Annotated in this window: 16 protein-coding genes; 8 read left to right on the forward strand and 8 right to left on the reverse strand. The window is 55.8% G+C overall.

Features of this window, described 5'->3' with window-relative positions; genetic code table 11:
• Positions 1-42 precede the first annotated feature (42 nt).
• The 6 genes from IM267_RS17760 (at position 43) to IM267_RS17785 (ending at position 4,592) form a co-directional block, all read left to right on the forward strand.
• A complete protein-coding gene (locus IM267_RS17760) occupies positions 43-624 on the forward strand; it encodes a TerD family protein (RefSeq protein ID WP_193033949.1) in 582 nt (193 codons plus the stop codon).
• Positions 624-1,781 (forward strand): TerD family protein, encoded by a 1,158-nt coding sequence (locus IM267_RS17765; protein WP_193033950.1) that lies wholly within the window; start codon positions 624-626, stop codon positions 1,779-1,781. The genes IM267_RS17760 and IM267_RS17765 overlap by 1 nt, the downstream gene beginning before the upstream one ends.
• A gap of 22 nt (positions 1,782-1,803) precedes the next feature.
• Positions 1,804-2,259, forward strand: coding sequence for a tellurite resistance TerB family protein (locus tag IM267_RS17770; RefSeq protein ID WP_193033951.1), 456 nt, complete (start codon positions 1,804-1,806; stop codon positions 2,257-2,259).
• Between the two features lie 22 nt (positions 2,260-2,281).
• Positions 2,282-3,322, forward strand: a complete 1,041-nt coding sequence (gene terC, locus IM267_RS17775) for a tellurium resistance membrane protein TerC (RefSeq protein ID WP_193033952.1) — start codon at positions 2,282-2,284, stop codon at positions 3,320-3,322.
• A gap of 48 nt (positions 3,323-3,370) precedes the next feature.
• Positions 3,371-3,949 carry a tellurium resistance membrane protein TerD gene (gene terD / locus IM267_RS17780; protein ID WP_193033953.1) on the forward strand — a complete coding sequence of 193 codons (579 nt, stop codon included), beginning with the start codon at positions 3,371-3,373 and terminating at the stop codon, positions 3,947-3,949.
• Positions 3,950-4,016: 67 nt separating this feature from the next.
• Positions 4,017-4,592, forward strand: coding sequence for a TerD family protein (locus IM267_RS17785; RefSeq protein WP_193033954.1), 576 nt, complete (start codon positions 4,017-4,019; stop codon positions 4,590-4,592).
• 150 nt (positions 4,593-4,742) lie between these two features.
• Here the strand turns inward: IM267_RS17785 and IM267_RS17790 are convergent, their stop codons facing one another.
• Positions 4,743-5,315 carry a flavin reductase family protein gene (locus IM267_RS17790; protein ID WP_112793119.1) on the reverse strand — a complete coding sequence of 191 codons (573 nt, stop codon included), beginning with the start codon at positions 5,313-5,315 and terminating at the stop codon, positions 4,743-4,745.
• Between the two features lie 105 nt (positions 5,316-5,420).
• Here IM267_RS17790 and nhoA point away from each other — a divergent pair, with 105 nt between their 5' ends.
• On the forward strand, positions 5,421-6,266 hold the full coding sequence (gene nhoA, locus IM267_RS17795; RefSeq protein WP_193033955.1) for an N-hydroxyarylamine O-acetyltransferase: 846 nt from the start codon (positions 5,421-5,423) through the stop codon (positions 6,264-6,266).
• A 65-nt stretch (positions 6,267-6,331) separates the two neighbouring features.
• On the opposite strand, the gene narI is transcribed toward nhoA, so the two are convergent.
• From narI to IM267_RS17825, 6 genes are all read right to left on the reverse strand, one after another.
• Positions 6,332-7,012, reverse strand: a complete 681-nt coding sequence (gene narI, locus IM267_RS17800; protein WP_063451247.1) for a respiratory nitrate reductase subunit gamma — start codon at positions 7,010-7,012, stop codon at positions 6,332-6,334.
• Positions 7,009-7,704 carry a nitrate reductase molybdenum cofactor assembly chaperone gene (gene narW / locus IM267_RS17805; RefSeq protein WP_063866655.1) on the reverse strand — a complete coding sequence of 232 codons (696 nt, stop codon included), beginning with the start codon at positions 7,702-7,704 and terminating at the stop codon, positions 7,009-7,011. Before narW ends, narI begins: the two co-directional genes overlap by 4 nt.
• The gene (narH, locus tag IM267_RS17810) at positions 7,704-9,248 is read right to left on the reverse strand and encodes a nitrate reductase subunit beta (RefSeq protein ID WP_063451249.1); all 1,545 of its coding nucleotides are present in this window, start codon (positions 9,246-9,248) and stop codon (positions 7,704-7,706) included. Before narH ends, narW begins: the two co-directional genes overlap by 1 nt.
• A complete protein-coding gene (locus tag IM267_RS17815; protein ID WP_193033956.1) occupies positions 9,245-12,985 on the reverse strand; it encodes a nitrate reductase subunit alpha in 3,741 nt (1,246 codons plus the stop codon). The genes narH and IM267_RS17815 overlap by 4 nt, the downstream gene beginning before the upstream one ends.
• A gap of 67 nt (positions 12,986-13,052) precedes the next feature.
• Positions 13,053-14,438 (reverse strand): NarK family nitrate/nitrite MFS transporter, encoded by a 1,386-nt coding sequence (locus IM267_RS17820; protein WP_063451251.1) that lies wholly within the window; start codon positions 14,436-14,438, stop codon positions 13,053-13,055.
• Positions 14,439-14,649: 211 nt separating this feature from the next.
• On the reverse strand, positions 14,650-15,225 hold the full coding sequence (locus IM267_RS17825; protein ID WP_102751140.1) for a TetR family transcriptional regulator: 576 nt from the start codon (positions 15,223-15,225) through the stop codon (positions 14,650-14,652).
• A gap of 116 nt (positions 15,226-15,341) precedes the next feature.
• On the opposite strand from IM267_RS17825, the gene IM267_RS17830 reads away from it, so the two are divergent.
• The gene (locus IM267_RS17830; RefSeq protein WP_193033957.1) at positions 15,342-16,832 is read left to right on the forward strand and encodes an MFS transporter; all 1,491 of its coding nucleotides are present in this window, start codon (positions 15,342-15,344) and stop codon (positions 16,830-16,832) included.
• 43 nt (positions 16,833-16,875) lie between these two features.
• Here the strand turns inward: IM267_RS17830 and ompC are convergent, their stop codons facing one another.
• Complete coding sequence (gene ompC / locus IM267_RS17835; RefSeq protein ID WP_193033958.1) at positions 16,876-17,949, reverse strand: porin OmpC; 1,074 nt, start codon at positions 17,947-17,949, stop codon at positions 16,876-16,878.
• Positions 17,950-18,021: the final 72 nt, after the last annotated feature.

Raw genomic sequence — 18,021 nt, forward strand, 5'->3', positions numbered from 1 at the left:
TACATTTTGTTGTCTTGGTTATTGCCTTTCAAGGAATTAAGCATGGTTTCATTAAGTAAAAACCAGACGGTTTCACTCAGTAAAGAATCTTCTTCATTAAGCAGACTTCAATTCGGTCTCGGTTGGGATCCGATTAAGAAAAAAGGTTTTCTTAGCGGATTAATAGGTAGCAACGACTCAATCGATCTCGATGCTGGTTGCGTATTAATGGACAGCACCGGAAATAGAGTGGACACCATCTGGTTCCGCAAACTGAAATCCACCTGCGGCGCTGTTGTTCACAGTGGCGATAATCTGACCGGTGAAGGAGACGGCGACGATGAAGTGATCAAAGTCGATCTCACCCGTCTGCCAGCAATCGTTGAATATTTAGCATTTACGGTTAACAGCTTCAGAGGTCAATCATTCAATGACGTCGATAATGCGTTCTGCCGCGTGGTCGATCAAACCGGCAAAGAGCTGGCTCGCTATAAGCTGACAGAGCAGGGAGCACATACCGGGATCGTTATTTCTTCCCTGCGCCGTAATAACGGCAACTGGGACTTTACCGCCCTTGGTCATGCCTGTCGCGGACGTACAATCGACGATATGCACTCAGATATCGTTTCAGCAGTTATCCGCTAATGAACCTGACGCCGGGGGGCAATGCCCCCGTTCCATCCCAGGAATTGCGCGTCCGGATCACCTCGGGCGGTCAGGTAGATGCGTCGGCGTTTCGCCTGTATGCAGACGGAAAGGTGCAGGGTGATGCAGACATGGTTTTCTATGGTCAGACACGTAACGAAGACGGCACCGTCAGCCTGATCAGTGATGGCCATTACTCAACATTTGCTGTCGCGCTCAATCGACTGAAACCTGATGTCCAGAAAATGGCGTTCACCGTGACCTGTGACGGCGGGCAGACAATATCTGGTCTTCGTAATCTTTCCATTGACGTTGAGCAGGGGGCTACCGGCCTGGTTAGCGGCACTGTTGAACTGAGCGGGCGTCAGGAAGCAGCCTTAATTCTTGGTGAATTTTACCGTCGTAACCAGGACTGGAAATTCCGTTTTGTTGCTCAAGGTTTTAATGGTGGACTTAAACCACTGGCAGAACATTTCGGCGTAAATATTGCCGACGAGCAATCTCCCGCTGCACCAACTCCTCCTGTAGTAACACCTCCACCAGCTGAGAGAAAAATTTGCCTGAGCAAGGTATCGCTGACAAAAGAGAAGCCTGCAATCAGCCTGACCAAACGGGATAACTTCGGCGAAATCCGGATAAACCTGAACTGGCACCGTGGGAGCAGCAAATCAGGCTTTGCAGGCATGTTCGGCTCCAGAAGTATTGACCTGGATCTAGGGGCTTTTGTTGCGCTTCAGAACGGTTATAAGTCGGTTATTCAGGCGCTGGGGAATGCTTTCGGTGACTTCCGGGATGAGCCTTACGTTCAGCTTAAGGGGGATGACCGGACGGGTGATATGTCAGACGGCGAGTGGCTGCATATCAATGGCCGTGAATGGAAGCATATCCGTGAAGTGCTGATATATGCCTTTATTTATGAAGGTGTTCCTGGCTGGGACAAAACTGATGGTGTGGTCACCATTCACGTTCCGGATCAACCTCCCATTGAGACCCGCCTCACAGAAGGTGAAAACCGTCGCACATTGTGCGCTATTGCCAGACTCGTCAACGAAAACGGCGCGATTAAAGTCGAGCGCATCAACCAGTACTTTAAAGGCCAGAACGAAATGGACCGTGCTTTTGGTTGGGGATTTCGCTGGCGCGCGGGTTCTAAATAATACAGCAACAAAGGAAACAGGTATGAGCTTTTTTGACAAAGTTAAAGGTGCCATTAATACCGGTCGGGACGAACTGACGCGCCAGGTTGGCCGTTTCAAAAACAAAAAATTTATGCACGGCACCGTTGCTGTCTGCGCACGTATTGCCGTATCGAGTGACGGCGTGAGCGCAGAAGAAAAGCAGAAAATGATGGGCTTTTTGCGATCTTCGGGAGAGCTAAAGGTCTTCGATACCAACGAGGTGATTGAGTTCTTCAATAAACTGGTTTCAAGCTTCGATTTCGATATGGAAATCGGCAAGGGCGAAACCATGAAATACATCCTGGCGTTGAAAGATCAGCCCGAGGCCGCTCAGCTGGCCTTACGCGTTGGTATTGCCGTTGCTAAGAGTGACGGTAACTTCGATCAGGATGAAAAGCTGGCCTCCCGAGAGATCGCTATCGCGTTAGGTTTCGACCCGGCTGAATTTGGTCTCTGATCTACATCCCTAAGGGTAAATTATGGTTTCAACACACATCGGCTTCCCGGCTGAAACAGTCATTGTTTTCATTGCGCTTTCAGTCGGTGCCATCTTTATTGATCTGTTTATGCACCGTAATGATAAGCCAATCTCCCTGATGAGTGCGGCGTTATGGTCCGTATTCTGGGTCGTGGTTGCGATGGCATTTGCCGGTTTCCTTTACATCCACCACGGTGCTGAAGTTGCCAGTCTGTTTGTGACAGGTTATGCGCTGGAGAAAGTGCTGTCCGTTGACAACCTGTTTGTCATGATGGCCATTTTCTCCTGGTTCGCCGTTCCGGATCGTTACCGCCACCGCGTCCTCTACTGGGGAGTCATTGGTGCCATTGTCTTCAGGGGCATCTTTGTCGCGATCGGTACAGGTCTGCTGAGTCTGGGGCCGTATGTTGAAGTCGTCTTCGCTATCATCGTTGCCTGGACAGCAGTCATGATGCTTAAAAGCGCTGATGATGACGATGAAATTGAGGATTACTCCCAGCATCTTGCTTACCGCATGGTTACACGCTTCTTTCCTGTCTGGCCGAAGCTCAAAGGTCATGCTTTCCTGCTTAATCAGAAGGAAGTGGATGTCGAACTGACAAAGCCGGAAAACAGCGATGTGAGCATTGGGCGTGGTAAAAAGGCCGCGCTGTATGCCACTCCGCTATTCCTGTGTGTGGCCGTTGTCGAGCTCTCGGATGTTATGTTCGCGTTTGACTCGGTACCGGCAATTATTGCTGTCAGCCGTGAACCGCTTATCGTCTATAGCGCCATGATGTTTGCCATCCTGGGTCTGCGCACTCTGTACTTTGTCCTTGAAGCACTGAAACAGTATTTGGTTCATCTGGAGAAGGCCGTTATCGTACTGCTCTTTTTCATTGCGGCAAAACTGGGTCTGAATGCGACCGATCACATTTGGCATCATGGTTACAGCATCACGGCGACAACCAGCCTCTATGTTGTACTGGGCGTCCTGGCACTGGGTATCGTTGCAAGCGTCACATTCCCGGTCAAACCTGAATCTGAGGAAAAGGGGAGCTAATTCCCTGAATTCTTAACCAGAACAATGACTAATCGAAGAGGTAATTTTATGAGTGTTTCTCTTTCTAAAGGCGGAAACGTCTCCCTCAGTAAAGCAGCACAGTCAATGAAGAATGTCCTTGTTGGCCTTGGCTGGGATGCGCGTTCAACTGACGGTCAGGACTTTGACCTGGATGCTTCAGCATTCCTTCTGGCCGCTAACGGTAAAGTGCGCGGCGATACAGATTTCATCTTCTATAACAACCTGACGTCATCAAATGGTTCCGTAACACATACCGGCGATAACCGTACCGGTGAAGGCGATGGTGATGATGAATCGCTGAAAATCAAACTGGACGCCGTCCCGTCTGACGTTGACAAGATCATCTTCGTTGTGACGATCCATGATGCCCAGGCTCGTCGCCAGAGCTTTGGTCAGGTATCCGGTGCGTTTATCCGCCTGGTTAATGACGATAATCAGACTGAAGTTGCTCGCTACGATCTGACCGAAGACGCGTCGACGGAAACCGCCATGCTGTTCGGCGAGCTGTATCGCCACAATGGCGAGTGGAAATTCCGCGCAGTGGGACAGGGCTATGCTGGTGGTTTGGCAACTGTATGTGCTCAGTACGGTATTAACGCGTCTTGATCGAAACGTAATTTTCATATCCGGGGCTGTTAATTCAGCCTCATTCAACTGTTTGCAGGAGCTAAAAATGGCAGTTTCTCTCGTAAAAGGCGGCAACGTTTCTCTGACCAAAGAAGCACCAACCATGAACGTCGCTATGGTTGGCCTGGGCTGGGACGCCCGTGTAACTGATGGTCAAGCTTTTGATCTGGACGCTTCCGTGTTCGCAGTTGGCGAAGACGGCAAAGTACTGTCAGATGCCCATTTCATATTCTTCAATAACAAAACCAGCCCTGATGGCGCGGTAGAACACCAGGGCGACAACCTTACTGGTGAAGGCGACGGTGACGATGAAAAGGTCAAAATCGATCTGACTAAAGTTTCACCAGACATTAAAAAACTGGTGTTTGCCGTTACCATCTATGATGCAGAAGCGCGTAAACAAAACTTTGGCATGGTGTGCAATAGCTTCATGCGCGTTTACAACAACGACAACGGAGCTGAAATTGCCCGTTTCGATCTGTCTGAAGACGCCTCAACCGAAACCGCTATGGTCTTCGGTGAACTGTATCGCCATAGCGCTGAGTGGAAGTTTAAAGCTGTCGGTCAGGGTTTTGCCGGTGGCCTGTCTGCGCTTGCCTCTCAACACGGTGTTAATGTTTAAAAGACGCTGAGTTTGACCCCGGTACAATGCCGGGGATTTTATGTACAGTCAGTATGAGAGGACAGGAACATCTGGTTGTCGTTATACGGTTCTAACATGATTTTTGTAGGAAAATGGTAGACCATGTAACGTTTGATATGATTATGTAAATCAATCCAGCGCCTTCACCATCTTCCCACTCGTCACAAACGTGCCCGCCCCCAGATGATGCAACGTATTTAGCTTATCCTCGTCAAACTGCCAGCGTCCGGCCACAAAAGCGCGCTCATCCGCCGCGGCGGAAACGACCTCCCCAAACAAGGTGTCATATTTTTCTGCCGCAGAAGTGACTGGTAATAACCGGCATTCCATCCACGCCAGACATTTATCTTCTATAACCGGCAGGCCAAGCTCAGGACCATAAATAACCGGGATACCGTAGCAGTTAAATTTATCCTCGTCGCGCCCGCTGACGCTGCCGACCGCGTAGGTCCAGTTGGCTGCCGCCACGCCCGGGATAACGATGCCGAATTTACCGCTGCGCTCGATCAGCTCTCGTGACCAGGCACTTTTGTCCACCACAATCGCGATGCGCGGCGGTTCAAATTCCACCGGCATGGACCATGCGGCGGCCATAACGTTGCGTCTGTCTATCGTTTCATCCCGACTGGTAATAAGCACGGTGGGCCCGTGATTAAGAAGACGGCTGGCATGACGTAATTCAACGGGGCGAAAGTGGCTCATAGGATCTCCTCATGTACACGATGAGTATGACGAAAAAGCATTTTTGCGCATATGCATTAGGCAAAATAGTTTATAAACAGGGAATATCCCATTCTGGAGCAGACCATGTCCCCATTTCTGAGTGCTTATTTCGCCCACACGGGCTGGCAGCAGCCCGTACAGGTTGATATCGATACCCTGCGGGGGCTGCATTTACACCACAATTGTGCGATCCCGTTCGAAAATATTGATGTTGTCCTGCCGCGCGAAATCCATCTTGAAGATCAATGTCTGGTCGACAAGCTGGTGACCGCGCGACGCGGGGGATATTGCTTCGAGCAAAACGGTCTGTTCGAGCGGGTACTGCGTGAAGTCGGGTTTACCGTGCGCAGCGTGCTGGGGCGGGTCGTGCTGGCAAATCCGTCCCAGATGCCGCCGCGCACGCATCGGCTGCTGCTGGTAGAGCTGAACGGCGAACGCTGGATCGCCGATGTGGGATTTGGCGGACAAACGTTGACGGCACCGATTCGTTTGATCGCCAACGAGGAGCAGGAAACCCCGCACGGCATGTACCGTCTTCTGAGCGAGGGTAACGACTGGGTATTACAGTTCCGCCATCACGAACACTGGCAGTCGATGTACCATTTTGACCTGGGGACACAATACTTCAACGATTACGTGATGGGAAACTTCTGGTCGGCGCACTGGCCGCAGTCCCATTTTCGTCATCATCTGCTGATGTGTCGCCACCTGCCGGACGGGGGCAAGCTGACGCTGACCAACTTTAACTTTACCCACTGGCAGAATGGTCATGTGGAAGAGCAGATCCATTTGCCGGATGCACAGGCGCTGTATCAGCTGATGCAGGAACGCTTTGGGTTGGGCGTTGACGATCCGAAGCACGGCTTTACGCTGGCAGAACTAACGGCGGTGATGGCGGGGTTTGATACGCATCCGCAGGCGGGGAAATAGCCCGGTGGCGGCTTCACCTTACCGGGCCAGTAGGTCGGGTAAGGTTAAGCCGCCACCCGACAAAATCAACGACGCGATCTCACCACCTGATACCGACGGGTAAAATACTCAAACGGCGCGCTCCACACGTGCACCAGGCGGGTGAACGGGAAGATGAGGAAAATCGTCATCCCCAGTACCAGATGCACCCGGAAGATCGGCGCGACGCCGCTCAGCATTTCCGACGAGCCCCCCCTGAACGTCACGATCCCCTGCGCCCAGCCGACCAGCTTCATCATCTCGCTCCCGTCAGGATACTGAGCGGAGAAAGGAATGGTCGACAGCCCCAGGATGCACTGAAGCAGCAGGATACTCATGATGATAATATCCGGCGTGGTCGAGGTCGCGCGCACCCGCTGGTTGAAGAGGCGGCGGATCAGCAGCATCGACCCACCAATCAGCGTCAGTACGCCGCAAATGCCTCCCGCTATCATGGCTAACTGCTGTTTAACCGCGACGGGTAAAAACCAGGCATACATCCAGTGCGGGGTTAACATCCCGAACAGGTGCCCGAAGAAAATCCCCAAAATCCCGATATGAAACAGGTTAGAGCCCCAGTTCATACCGCGCTTGCTGAGCATCTGGCTCGACGAGGCGCGCCAGGTATATTGTCCGTAGTCGTAGCGCAGCCAGCTGCCGAGGAAAAAGACGGTGGCGCAGATATACGGGTAAATATCATAGAAAAATACGTTCAGATAATGCGTCATTTTGGGCCTCCGGCGCTGACGTCCACGTACTGCGGCGCGACGTCCTGGCTAAAGCGTCGTTGATATTGCTGCATCGGCGAACTGTCGCACGACGTCGCGTTGTCTTCGATAAACTTCACCTGTTCCTCTTCCCACACGGCATCCAGCGCCTGACGGGTATCATCCCGTTTTTCACCGGACACCTGCTTCGCCACGCTGTCGCTGGAAAGCCGCGTACCGGCCATCGTCAGCAGGGCGTCAAACAGCTGGTAATGCGCCACGCCGCGCTGCTTAAGGCGACCTCCAATCAGCGCCAGGATCGGCGCGACGTTTTGCAGACCTTCACGCGCCTCGTCGTCGGTGACGAGGCTGAGATATTCCAGATAGAGCGGCAGGTAGTCGGGAAGCTCGCGGCAGTCCAGCTCCAGCCCGGCTTTCTCATACTGGCTCATCAGGTCGACCATTGCCTGACCGCGATCGCGCGACTCGGCGTGAACGTGCTCGAACAGCAGCAGCGACGTCGCGCGGCCCCGTTCAAATACCTCGCACCATTCTGCCTGCTTGTCCAGCAGCGGGGCGCTCAGGTGCTGCTGCGCGAAGGGCAGCAGCATGGGCGCGTCCTGTTCTACCAGGGAAAGCGCTTCTTCGCGGTTTTCCCACAGCAGCTCATCGGGATACTCAATCAGCAGCGCGATGATTTTAAGGATCTGCATTATTCTCCCTCCCCGTGATCGCGCACTTCGGTGATGTTAATCGCGTCGATGCGGCTGCTGTTAAAGAGGTTGAACTTGGTATCGGAGCCGTGGCAGCCGTCGCCAAAGGTGAAGCCGCAGCCATTTTTTTCCGGGAAGGCGTCGCGCGCCATTTCACGGTGGCTGGTCGGGATCACGAAGCGGTCTTCATAGTTAGCGATAGCCAGGTAGCGATACATCTCCTCAACCTGCGCTTCGGTCAGGCCCACTTCTTCAATGGCGCGGGTGTCGGTCACGCCTTCTACGGTCTGGGAGCGTTTGTAGTGACGCATCGCCATCATGCGCTTCAGGGCGCGCAGCACCGGGCCGGTATCGCCCGCGCTGAGCATGTTCGCCAGATACTGCACCGGGATGCGCAGGCTCTCTACGGCGGGCAGAACGCCGTCGCTTTGCGGCAGGCCGCCGGCATCCGCGTAGGACTGAATTGGCGACAGCGGCGGCACGTACCAGACCATCGGCAGGGTGCGGTATTCCGGGTGCAGCGGCAGGGCGAGCTTCCAGTCCATTGCCATTTTGTAGACAGGTGAGCGCTGCGCCGCGTCGATGACGTTCTGCGGGATGCCCTGCTTCAGCGCTTCTTCAATCACCGCCGGGTCGTTCGGATCCAGGAACACGTCGCACTGCCGCTCGTACAGGTCGGTCTCATGTTCGGTGCTGGCGGCCTCTTCGATGCGGTCCGCGTCATACAGCAGCACGCCGAGATAGCGGATGCGACCGACGCAGGTCTCCGAACAAACGGTCGGCTGGCCGGACTCGATGCGCGGATAGCAGAAGATGCATTTCTCGGACTTGCCGCTCTTCCAGTTGAAGTAAATTTTCTTGTATGGACAGCCGCTGATGCACAGGCGCCAGCCGCGGCATTTGTCCTGGTCGATCAGCACAATACCGTCCTCTTCGCGCTTGTAAATTGCGCCGCTCGGGCAGGTGGCCACGCAGCTCGGGTTCAGGCAGTGCTCGCACAGGCGCGGCAGATACATCATGAAGGTGTTTTCAAACTGGCCGTACATCTCTTTCTGGATCTTCTGGAAGTTGCGGTCGCGGGCGCGCTTTTCGAACTCGCCGCCCAGCAGCTCCTCCCAGTTTGGCCCCCAGACGATTTTGTCCATCCGCTTGCCGTCAATCAGCGAGCGCGGGCGGGCGGTAGGGAGGTGATCGCCTTCCGGCGCGCGGTGCAGATCCTGATAATCGAAGGTGAACGGTTCGTAGTAATCGTCAATCTGCGGCAGAACGGGGTTGGCAAAAATCTTCGACAGCACGCCCATTTTGCCGCCGAGGCGCGGGGTCAGCTTGCCGTGGATCCCACGTATCCAGCCGCCTTGCCACTCGTCCTGATCTTCCCAGTTTTTCGGATAGCCGATGCCCGGCTTGGTCTCCACGTTGTTAAACCACGCATACTCCATCCCTTCGCGCCCGGTCCAGACGTTCTTGCAGGTGACCGAGCAGGTGTGGCAGCCAATGCATTTGTCGAGATTCAGTACCATGCCAACCTGTGAGCGTATTTTCATTTTTTCGCCTCCTGAACCTGATCCCGACCTTCGCCGTCCAGCCAGTTAATGTTTTTCATTTTGCGGATCATGATGAACTCGTCGCGGTTCGAGCCGACGGTACCGTAATAGTTGAAGCTATAGGCCAGCTGCGCATAGCCGCCGATCATATGGGTCGGTTTTGGGCAGACGCGGGTGACCGAGTTGTGGATCCCGCCGCGCCGTCCGGTCACTTCCGAGCCCGGGATGTTCAGAATGCGCTCCTGGGCGTGGTACATCATGGTCATGCCCGGCGGCACGCGCTGGCTGACCACCGCGCGGGCGGTGAGGGCGCCGTTGGCGTTAAAGGCTTCGATCCAGTCATTGTCCTCAATGCCCAGCTCGCGCGCGTCGGTTTCGCTGATCCAGACGATGGGCCCCCCGCGCGACAGGGTCTGCATCAGCAGGTTTTCGCTGTAGGTGGAGTGGATGCCCCATTTCTGGTGCGGCGTCAGGAAGTTCAGCGCTTTTTCCGGGAAGCCGTTCGGCGGGATCTCGCGCATGTGGGTCACGCTGCGGGTATCAATCGGTGGGCGATAAGCCACCAGGCTCTCCCCGAAGGCGCGCATCCAGGCATGATCCTGATACAGCTGCTGGCGGCCAGACAGCGTGCGCCACGGGATCAGCTCATGCACGTTGGTATAGCCCGCGTTATACGACACGTGTTCGCTCTCAAGGCCAGACCACGTCGGGCTGGAGATGATTTTGCGCGGCTGCGCCTGAATATCGCGGAAGCGAATTTTCTCGTCTTCTTTGTTTAGCGCCAGATGGGTGTGATCGCGCCCGGTCAGTTCGCCCAGCGCTTCCCAGGCTTTGACCGCCACCTGACCGTTGGTTTCCGGCGCAAGGGCGAGGATCACCTCTGAAGCGTCAATGGCCGTTTCAATGCGCGGACGGCCTTTCGCCGGACCGTCGAGCTTGACGTAGTTGAGCTTACCGAGGAAATCGACCTCGTTCTGCGTGTTCCACGAAATGCCTTTCCCGCCGTTGCCGAGCTTGTCCAGCAGCGGCCCAAGAGCCGTAAAGCGCTCATAGGTTTCCGGATAGTTGCGCTCGACGACCGCAATATTCGGTGCGGTTTTGCCGGGGATCAGGTCGCATTCCCCTTTGCGCCAGTCCAGGATATCAAACGGCTGCGACAGCTCCCCCGGAGAGTCATGCTGTAGCGGCTGAAGCACCACGTCGGTTTCGGTCCCAAGGTGCCCGACGCACACCTCCGAGAAAACTTTGGCGATGCCCTTGTAGATCTCCCAGTCGCTGCGTGATTCCCACGCCGGGTCAACGGCGGCGGAAAGCGGGTGAATAAAGGGATGCATGTCCGAAGTATTCATATCGTCTTTTTCATACCAGGTGGCGGTAGGCAGGACGATATCGGAGAACAGGCAGGTGCTGGACATGCGGAAATCGAGCGTCACCAGCAGGTCGAGCTTGCCCTCAATGGCGGCGGTCTGCCACTCGACCTCTTCAGGCTTCACGTCGTCCGTTGAGCCTAAATCTTCACCCTGAATCCCGCTCTCGGTGCCGAGCAGGTATTTCAGCATGTACTCGTGGCCTTTACCGGACGAGCCGAGCAGGTTTGAACGCCAGACGAAAAGGTTACGCGGATGGTTCTTGCCGTTGTCCGGCTGTTCGCAGGCGAAGCGGATATCCCCCGATTTCAACGCCTGCACGGTGTAATCCTGCGGCGACATTCCGGCGGCGTCGGCGCGGGCCTTCACGTGCAGCGGGTTGAGGTTGAGCTGCGGTGCGGACGGCAGCCAGCCCATGCGCTCGGCGCGAACGTTGAAGTCGATCAGGTGACCGGTAAACTTCGACGCGTCCGCGAGCGGGGAGAGCAATTCCTGCGCGGTGAGCTTCTCATAGCGCCACTGGCTGGCGTGGTTGTAGAAGTACGACGTACTGTTCATCTGGCGCGGCGGGCGGTTCCAGTCCAGCGCGAAGGCCAGCGGCAGCCAGCCGGTTTGCGGGCGCAGTTTTTCCTGGCCGACATAGTGCGACCAGCCGCCGCCGCTCTGCCCGACGCAGCCGCAGAAGACCAGCATGTTGATCATCCCGCGGTAGTTCATGTCCATGTGATACCAGTGGTTCACACCGGCACCGAGGATGATCATCGAGCGGCCATGGGTTTTGTGCGCCGTGTCGGCAAACTCGCGGGCAATTTTTTCGATCAGGTAGGCGGGTACGCCGGTAATTTGCTCGCCCCAGGCCGGGGTATAGGCCTTAATCTCGGCGTAATTTAACGCGGCGTTGCTGTCTTCCAGGCCGCGATCGAGGCCGTAGTTTGCGAGCACCAGATCGTACACGCTCACCACGCGTCTCTGGCTACCGTCGGCCAGCGTCAGGGTTTTACTCGGCACGCGGCGCGTCAGCACCGGCTCCTGCTTCACGCTGCGGAAGTGCGGGTTCTCGTTGCCGCCAAAGTACGGGAAGGCGACGTCCGCCACGCTGTCGTGGGTCATGAGCAGGGAAAGCGTCAGCTCGGTTTCCTGGCCTGCGGCGAGCGACTCCAGGTTCCATTTGCCTTTTTCGCCCCAGCGGAAGCCGATGGAGCCGTTTGGCACCACCAGATCCCCGGCCACGTTAAAGGCGATAGTTTTCCATTCCGGATTGTTGGCTTCCCCCAGTCCGTCGGCCAGATCGGACGCGCGCAGCATCCGGCCCGGCACCAGGCGGCCGTCCGCCTGCTCTTCGAGCAGCACCAGCATCGGCATGTCGGTGTAGCGTCGGCAGTAGTTGAGGAAGTAGTCGCTCGGGTTATCGAGGTGGAACTCTTTGAGGATCACGTGGCCCATCGCCATGGCGAGGGCGCTGTCGGTGCCCTGTTTGGGCGCCAGCCACTGGTCGCTCAGCTTGGCGACCTCCGAGAAGTCCGGCGTAATCGCAACGGTCTTGGTGCCCTTGTAGCGCACCTCGGTAAAGAAGTGGGCGTCCGGAGTACGCGTCTGCGGCACGTTCGAGCCCCAGGCGATGATATAGCTGGAGTTGTACCAGTCTGCGGATTCCGGTACGTCCGTCTGTTCGCCCCACGTCATCGGCGACGCGGGCGGCAAATCGCAGTACCAGTCGTAGAAGCTTAGGCAGGTGCCGCCGAGCAGGGAGAGGTAGCGCGTACCGGCGGCGTAAGAGACCATCGACATCGCAGGAATAGGGGAGAAACCGGCCACGCGGTCCGGGCCGTAATGTTTGATGGTCCAGACGTTAGCGGCGGCAATCAGCTGGTTCAGCTCTTTCCAGTTCGAGCGGATAAACCCGCCTTTACCGCGCACCTTCCTGTAGCTCTGCGCCTTTTGCGGATCATTCTGGATGGCGTCCCAGGCCAGCACCGGATCGCTGTGCTGCGCCAGCGCCTCGCGCCAGAGTTCGATCAGCCTGCGGCGCACCAGCGGGTACTTAAGACGGTTGGCGCTGTAGAGATACCAGGAGTAGCTTGCGCCACGCGGACAGCCGCGCGGCTCGTGGTTAGGCAGGTCAGGGCGGGTGCGCGGGTAGTCGGTCTGCTGGGTTTCCCAGGTGACCAGGCCGTTTTTAACGTAAATCTTCCAGCTACAGGAGCCGGTGCAGTTCACGCCGTGGGTGGAACGCACAATTTTGTCGAACTGCCAGCGCTGACGGTAGCTGTCCTCCCAGTCGCGGTTGGTGTGATACACCTGCCCGTGCCCCTCGGCGAAACTGTCGCCTTTTGTTTTGAAGTAACGGAAGCGGTCCAACAGTTTGCTCATGACATTTCTCCTGCTTCGATAGCATTGCCGGAGGGCGATGCATCACGCTCCGGCGAAAATGTAGTTATTATTTTTTTGAGGATTTGCGGCCGTACACCAGCCAGGTGACGAACACGCAGACGATGTAAAACACGAGGAAAACTTTCATGGCCCCAACCGGCGAACCGGTCATGGCCAGCGATGTGCCGAACGCTTTAGGGATAAAGAATCCACCCACCGCGCCGATGGCGGAGATAAAGCCCAGCGCGGCGGCGGTTTCCGTCACCGCTTCGTGCTGCGCCTGCTCGTCGGTGCCGCCTTGCTTTTTGACGCGGTCGAGGGTGATTTGGCGGAAGATGATCGCAATCATCTGGAATGTCGATCCGCTGCCGAGACCCGCGGTGAGGAACAGCCCCATAAACACCAGATAGAACGCCATAAAGCTGCCGGAGCCGGAGCCGGGAAGCGTCAGGAAAATCAGGGCGCTGAAGACGGCCATAAAGACGAAGTTGATCAGCGTGACCCGCACGCCGCCCAGCCGGTCGGAGATCATTCCGCCCGCCGAACGCGCCAGCGCGCCAATCAGCGGGCCGAAGAAGGCGAGATGCAGGATGTTAACGTCCGGGAACTGGGTTTTCGACAGCATGGCAAAGCCCGCCGAGAAGCCGATAAACGAGCCGAAGGTGGCGAGATACAGCAGGCTCAGCAGCCAGAGGTGAAAGCGTTTCAGCACCGGCAACTGGCTGGCAATGGACGCCTTCGAGCTGGCGATATCGTTCATGCCGAAGAACGCGGCAATCGTGGCCAGAATGAGCAGCGGTACCCAGATCCAGGCGGCATTCGCCAGCCACATCGTTGAGCCGTCTTCCTGCGGCACGCCGTGCACGCCGAGGAAGGTGAACATTGGCAGGAAAATCACCAGCGGCGCGACCAGCTGCATGACGCTGACGCCCAGGTTACCCAGCCCGCCATTAATGCCCAGCGCGCTGCCCTGTTTGGCTTTCGGGAAGAAGAAGCTGATATTGCCCATGCTGGAGGCAAAGTTAGCCCCGGCAAAGCCGCACAGCAGCGCGATGATGATAAACACCCAGTACGGCGTGGCGGTATTCTGAATGGCGAACCCGAGCCAGACGCAGGGAACCACCAGAATGACGGTGCTTAACACGGTCCAGTAACGCCCGCCAAATATCGGGACCATAAAAGAGTAGGGGACACGCAATATCGCGCCGGACAGGGAAGGCAATGCCGTTAGCATAAAAAGCTGATCGGTGCTGAAATTAAATCCGACTTTATTAAGATTAACCGCAACGGCGCTAAATAACATCCATACGCAAAACGCCAGCAGTAAACAAGCAACGGAAATCCATAGGTTTCTTCGTGCGATATGTTTCCCTTTATTTTCCCAAAATTGCGCGTTTTCCGGTTTCCAGTTACTCAATAGATGCTGATTACTTTTCTCACTTTGTTGTGACATATCGCCCTCTTGCTCAATCAGATTAAGAGAAAAAACAATTAAAAACAGTTAGATACTTGTTGGTAGTATGTAGATGTTATTGGATGTTTTGGGATACATCTGAAAGGATAGATAAAAAAAGCGAATCCCTGAGTTTAGAAAGGGAATCAGGGTTCGCTTTATGTGTTACGAAATGTAACTTTTTACGGAAATTAATACTCCGATGGGAGTATTAAAACAATTCGAGGGAGATAAGTTTGTCCAGATGCTTATTAAATGCCGCATCGTCCATTTCCGGCATATTTAAAACGTAAATACCGTCGAGACCGCAGACCAGCCCGATTAAGCGCCAGGCAATATTTTCTGGCCGGTCGGTGAGGGTAAAGGCGTTGGCCTCCGCCCCGGCACGAATTATCGCCACCGTCTCCTGGTGCCACATTTCCATGGTCAGAACGTACGCACCTTTTATGTCGCTATCCCGACTTGCCAGGATCTGGGCTTCGCGCCACAGGCGAATGTAGGGCTCAAACCCGCCGTCATCGCTGCCGAGCATGGCGTGCAGGCGTTCGCGCCAGCCGGCATTTTCACCCACGACCTCCGCATCCAGCAGATCGCGGATCAGCCGTACAAACGCCAGCGCTTTGAGTTCCCCCGCCGAAGCAAAATGATGATGAACCTGTCCGGTCGCGATGCCCGCTTCGGTAGCGATGCGGCGGACGGTCATCGCCGATAGCCCTTCAGACAGGGCCACGCGCATCGCAGCGTGTAATATTTCTTCCCGACGCTCGTCCTTGCTCAGATAACGCATATTTCCTCACTCTCAATGGCAACGCAACGAGTGTAACAAAGAGCTGGACAAGCGTTCAACTTTACGTAGGATCGCATTCTGGACATGTGTCCAGTTTTTAACTGAAAAGGAAATTTATGTTTCGTCAGTGGTTAGCGTTAGTCATTATCGTGCTGGTGTATATCCCGGTGGCGATTGACGCGACGGTGCTGCACGTGGCCGCACCGACATTGAGCATGGCGCTGGGTGCCAGCGGCAACGAATTGCTGTGGATTATTGATATCTACTCGCTGGTAATGGCGGGAATGGTGCTGCCCATGGGCGCGCTGGGGGATCGTATTGGCTTCAAGCGCCTGCTGATGATTGGCAGTACACTGTTTGGCCTGTCGTCGCTGGCGGCGGCCTTCGCACCTACGGCGGGCTGGCTGATTGCCGCCCGCGCATCGCTGGCGATTGGCGCGGCGATGATCATCCCGGCCACGCTTGCGACCATCCGCACGCTGTTTGTCGACGCGCGGCATCGTAATATCGCGCTTGGCGTCTGGGCGGCGGTGGGCTCGGGCGGGGCGGCGTTTGGCCCGCTGATTGGCGGCATGCTGCTGGAACACTTTTACTGGGGATCGGTGTTCATGATTAACGTGCCCATTGTCCTGATTGTGGTGTCGCTCGCAGCGCGCTTTGTGCCTGCTCAGCAGGGACGGCCAGAGCAGCCGCTGAATATCAGCCATGCGATCATGCTGATTGTGGCGATCCTGCTGCTGGTTTACAGCGCAAAAACGGCCCTGAAAGGGGTACTGTCCCCGTGGATCGTGGCCAGCACCCTACTGACCGGGGCGGCGATGCTGTTTGTCTTCGTCCGTATCCAGCTGCGCGCGAGCGTGCCGATGATCGACATGCGCCTGTTTTGCCACCGCATCATTTTAAGCGGCGTGGTGATGGCGATGACCGCCATGATTGCGCTGGTGGGCTTTGAGCTGCTGATGGCGCAGGAGTTGCAGTTCGTGCATGGTTTTACGCCGTTTGAGGCAGGGATGTTTATGCTGCCGGTGATGGTGGCGAGCGGCTTCAGCGGGCCGATTGCCGGCGTGCTGGTGGGACGTCTGGGGCTGCGCATTGTCGCTGCCGGGGGCATGGGGCTAAGCGCGATCAGTTTTATCGGCCTGTCGACGCTCGATTTCAGTACGCAACAGTGGCAGGCGTGGAGCCTGATGGTGCTGCTGGGCTTTAGCGCTGCCAGCGCGCTGCTCGCCTCCACGTCGGCGATCATGGCCGCCGCGCCGAAAGAGAAAGCCGCCGCCGCGGGCGCGATCGAAACCATGTCCTATGAGCTGGGGGCAGGTCTGGGGATCGCCATTTTCGGTCTGCTGTTAACCCGCAGCTTCTCGGCGTCCATTGAGCTACCGCAGGCGCTGGACGCGTCGCTTGTAGATAAGGCCTCGTCATCCATCGGCGAAGCGGTCAAGGTGGCGCAGGACTTGACGCCAGCCCTCGCTGACTCGGTGATTGACGCAGCCAAAACGGCGTTTATCACGTCACACAGCGTCGCGTTAGGCAGTGCGGGAGGCATGCTGCTGATCCTGGCGGTCGGGATCTGGTTTAGTCTGGCGAAGGCAGGAGAGCAGGCATAAAAAAAGCCAGCCGCAGAGGCTGGCTTTTCATAACGAACCTGTCTTAGAACTGGTAGGTCAGACCAACAGCAACGATGTTGTCGGTCGCCACTTTGGCATCTTTGGTGAACTGGCTGTCATCAACCAGGTTGATTTTGTAATCAACGTAGGTGGACATGTTTTTGTTGAAGTAGTAGCTCGCGCCAACATCAATGTATTCCACCAGGTCCTGGTCGCCGTAAGAGCCGATGTCTTTACCTTTGGATTTCAGGTAAGCGATGGACGGACGCAGGCCGAAGTCGAACTGGTACTGTGCAACAACTTCAAAGTTCTGCGCTTTGTTTGCAACGTGGCCGTCACCGAACGCGGTCATGTTGCGGGTTTCAGAGTAGGTGGTTGCCAGGTAGATGTTGTTCGCATCGTACTTCAGGCCCGCTGCCCATACTTCTGCGTTATCGCCGCCTGCGTTCAGGTTGCTTGCTGCACGAACCTGACGGTCAGTACGGTCAGATTTCGCGTAGGTTGCGCCCACGCCGAAGCCGTCGAATTCATAGGTAGAAGACAGACCCCAGCCGTCACCGTTTGATTCGGTGATATTAGTACGGTCGTTTTTACCCTGGTACTGAGCGGCAACGTTCAGGCCGTCAACCAGACCGAAGAAGTCGGTGTTACGGTAGGTTGCAACGCCGGTGGTACGGCCAGTCATGAAGCCGTCCGTCTGCGTCCAGGTATCGCCACCGAATTCTGGCAGAACGTCAGTCCATGCGCCAACGTCGTAAGCAACACCGTAGTTACGACCGTAGTCGAAGGAGCCTGCATCGCCGAATTTCAGACCTGCGAATGCCAGACGGGTTTTGTTGCCGTCGGAACCCTGAGCTTCAGAGCGGTTGCCCTTGAACTCATATTCCCACTGGCCGTAACCGGTCAGACGATCGTTGATCTGCGTTTCACCTTTGAAACCCAGACGAACATACGTTTTGTCGCCGTCGCTACCTGCATCATCAGAGAAATAGTGCAGACCTGTAACTTTACCGTACAGATCCAGCTTGTTACCGTCTTTGTTAAAAACTTCAGCCGCGTTAACAACGCCTGCTGCCAACATGGAAGTGACTGCCACTGCAACTAATTTAAGTTTCATCTTAATTGACCTTTATAATTTTAATTAGGTATTTCCTAAACCATATGAGCGATTTTTAAACGAGGCTTATCG

It is taken from the genome of Enterobacter cloacae complex sp. P15RS, assembly GCF_014895905.1.
Classification (GTDB): Bacteria; Pseudomonadota; Gammaproteobacteria; order Enterobacterales; family Enterobacteriaceae; genus Enterobacter; species Enterobacter quasihormaechei.

Bases quoted from the DNA above. Each gene is read 5' to 3' on its own strand.
- IM267_RS17760 (WP_193033949.1), top strand. From the start codon at position 43: ATGGTTTCATTAAGTAAAAACCAGACGGTTTCACTCAGTAAAGAATCT.
- IM267_RS17765 (WP_193033950.1), top strand. From the start codon at position 624: ATGAACCTGACGCCGGGGGGCAATGCCCCCGTTCCATCCCAGGAATTG.
- IM267_RS17770 (WP_193033951.1), top strand. From the start codon at position 1,804: ATGAGCTTTTTTGACAAAGTTAAAGGTGCCATTAATACCGGTCGGGAC.
- terC (WP_193033952.1), top strand. From the start codon at position 2,282: ATGGTTTCAACACACATCGGCTTCCCGGCTGAAACAGTCATTGTTTTC.
- terD (WP_193033953.1), top strand. From the start codon at position 3,371: ATGAGTGTTTCTCTTTCTAAAGGCGGAAACGTCTCCCTCAGTAAAGCA.
- IM267_RS17785 (WP_193033954.1), top strand. From the start codon at position 4,017: ATGGCAGTTTCTCTCGTAAAAGGCGGCAACGTTTCTCTGACCAAAGAA.
- IM267_RS17790 (WP_112793119.1), bottom strand. From the start codon at position 5,315: ATGAGCCACTTTCGCCCCGTTGAATTACGTCATGCCAGCCGTCTTCTT.
- nhoA (WP_193033955.1), top strand. From the start codon at position 5,421: ATGTCCCCATTTCTGAGTGCTTATTTCGCCCACACGGGCTGGCAGCAG.
- narI (WP_063451247.1), bottom strand. From the start codon at position 7,012: ATGACGCATTATCTGAACGTATTTTTCTATGATATTTACCCGTATATC.
- narW (WP_063866655.1), bottom strand. From the start codon at position 7,704: ATGCAGATCCTTAAAATCATCGCGCTGCTGATTGAGTATCCCGATGAG.
- narH (WP_063451249.1), bottom strand. From the start codon at position 9,248: ATGAAAATACGCTCACAGGTTGGCATGGTACTGAATCTCGACAAATGC.
- IM267_RS17815 (WP_193033956.1), bottom strand. From the start codon at position 12,985: ATGAGCAAACTGTTGGACCGCTTCCGTTACTTCAAAACAAAAGGCGAC.
- IM267_RS17820 (WP_063451251.1), bottom strand. From the start codon at position 14,438: ATGTCACAACAAAGTGAGAAAAGTAATCAGCATCTATTGAGTAACTGG.
- IM267_RS17825 (WP_102751140.1), bottom strand. From the start codon at position 15,225: ATGCGTTATCTGAGCAAGGACGAGCGTCGGGAAGAAATATTACACGCT.
- IM267_RS17830 (WP_193033957.1), top strand. From the start codon at position 15,342: ATGTTTCGTCAGTGGTTAGCGTTAGTCATTATCGTGCTGGTGTATATC.
- ompC (WP_193033958.1), bottom strand. From the start codon at position 17,949: ATGAAACTTAAATTAGTTGCAGTGGCAGTCACTTCCATGTTGGCAGCA.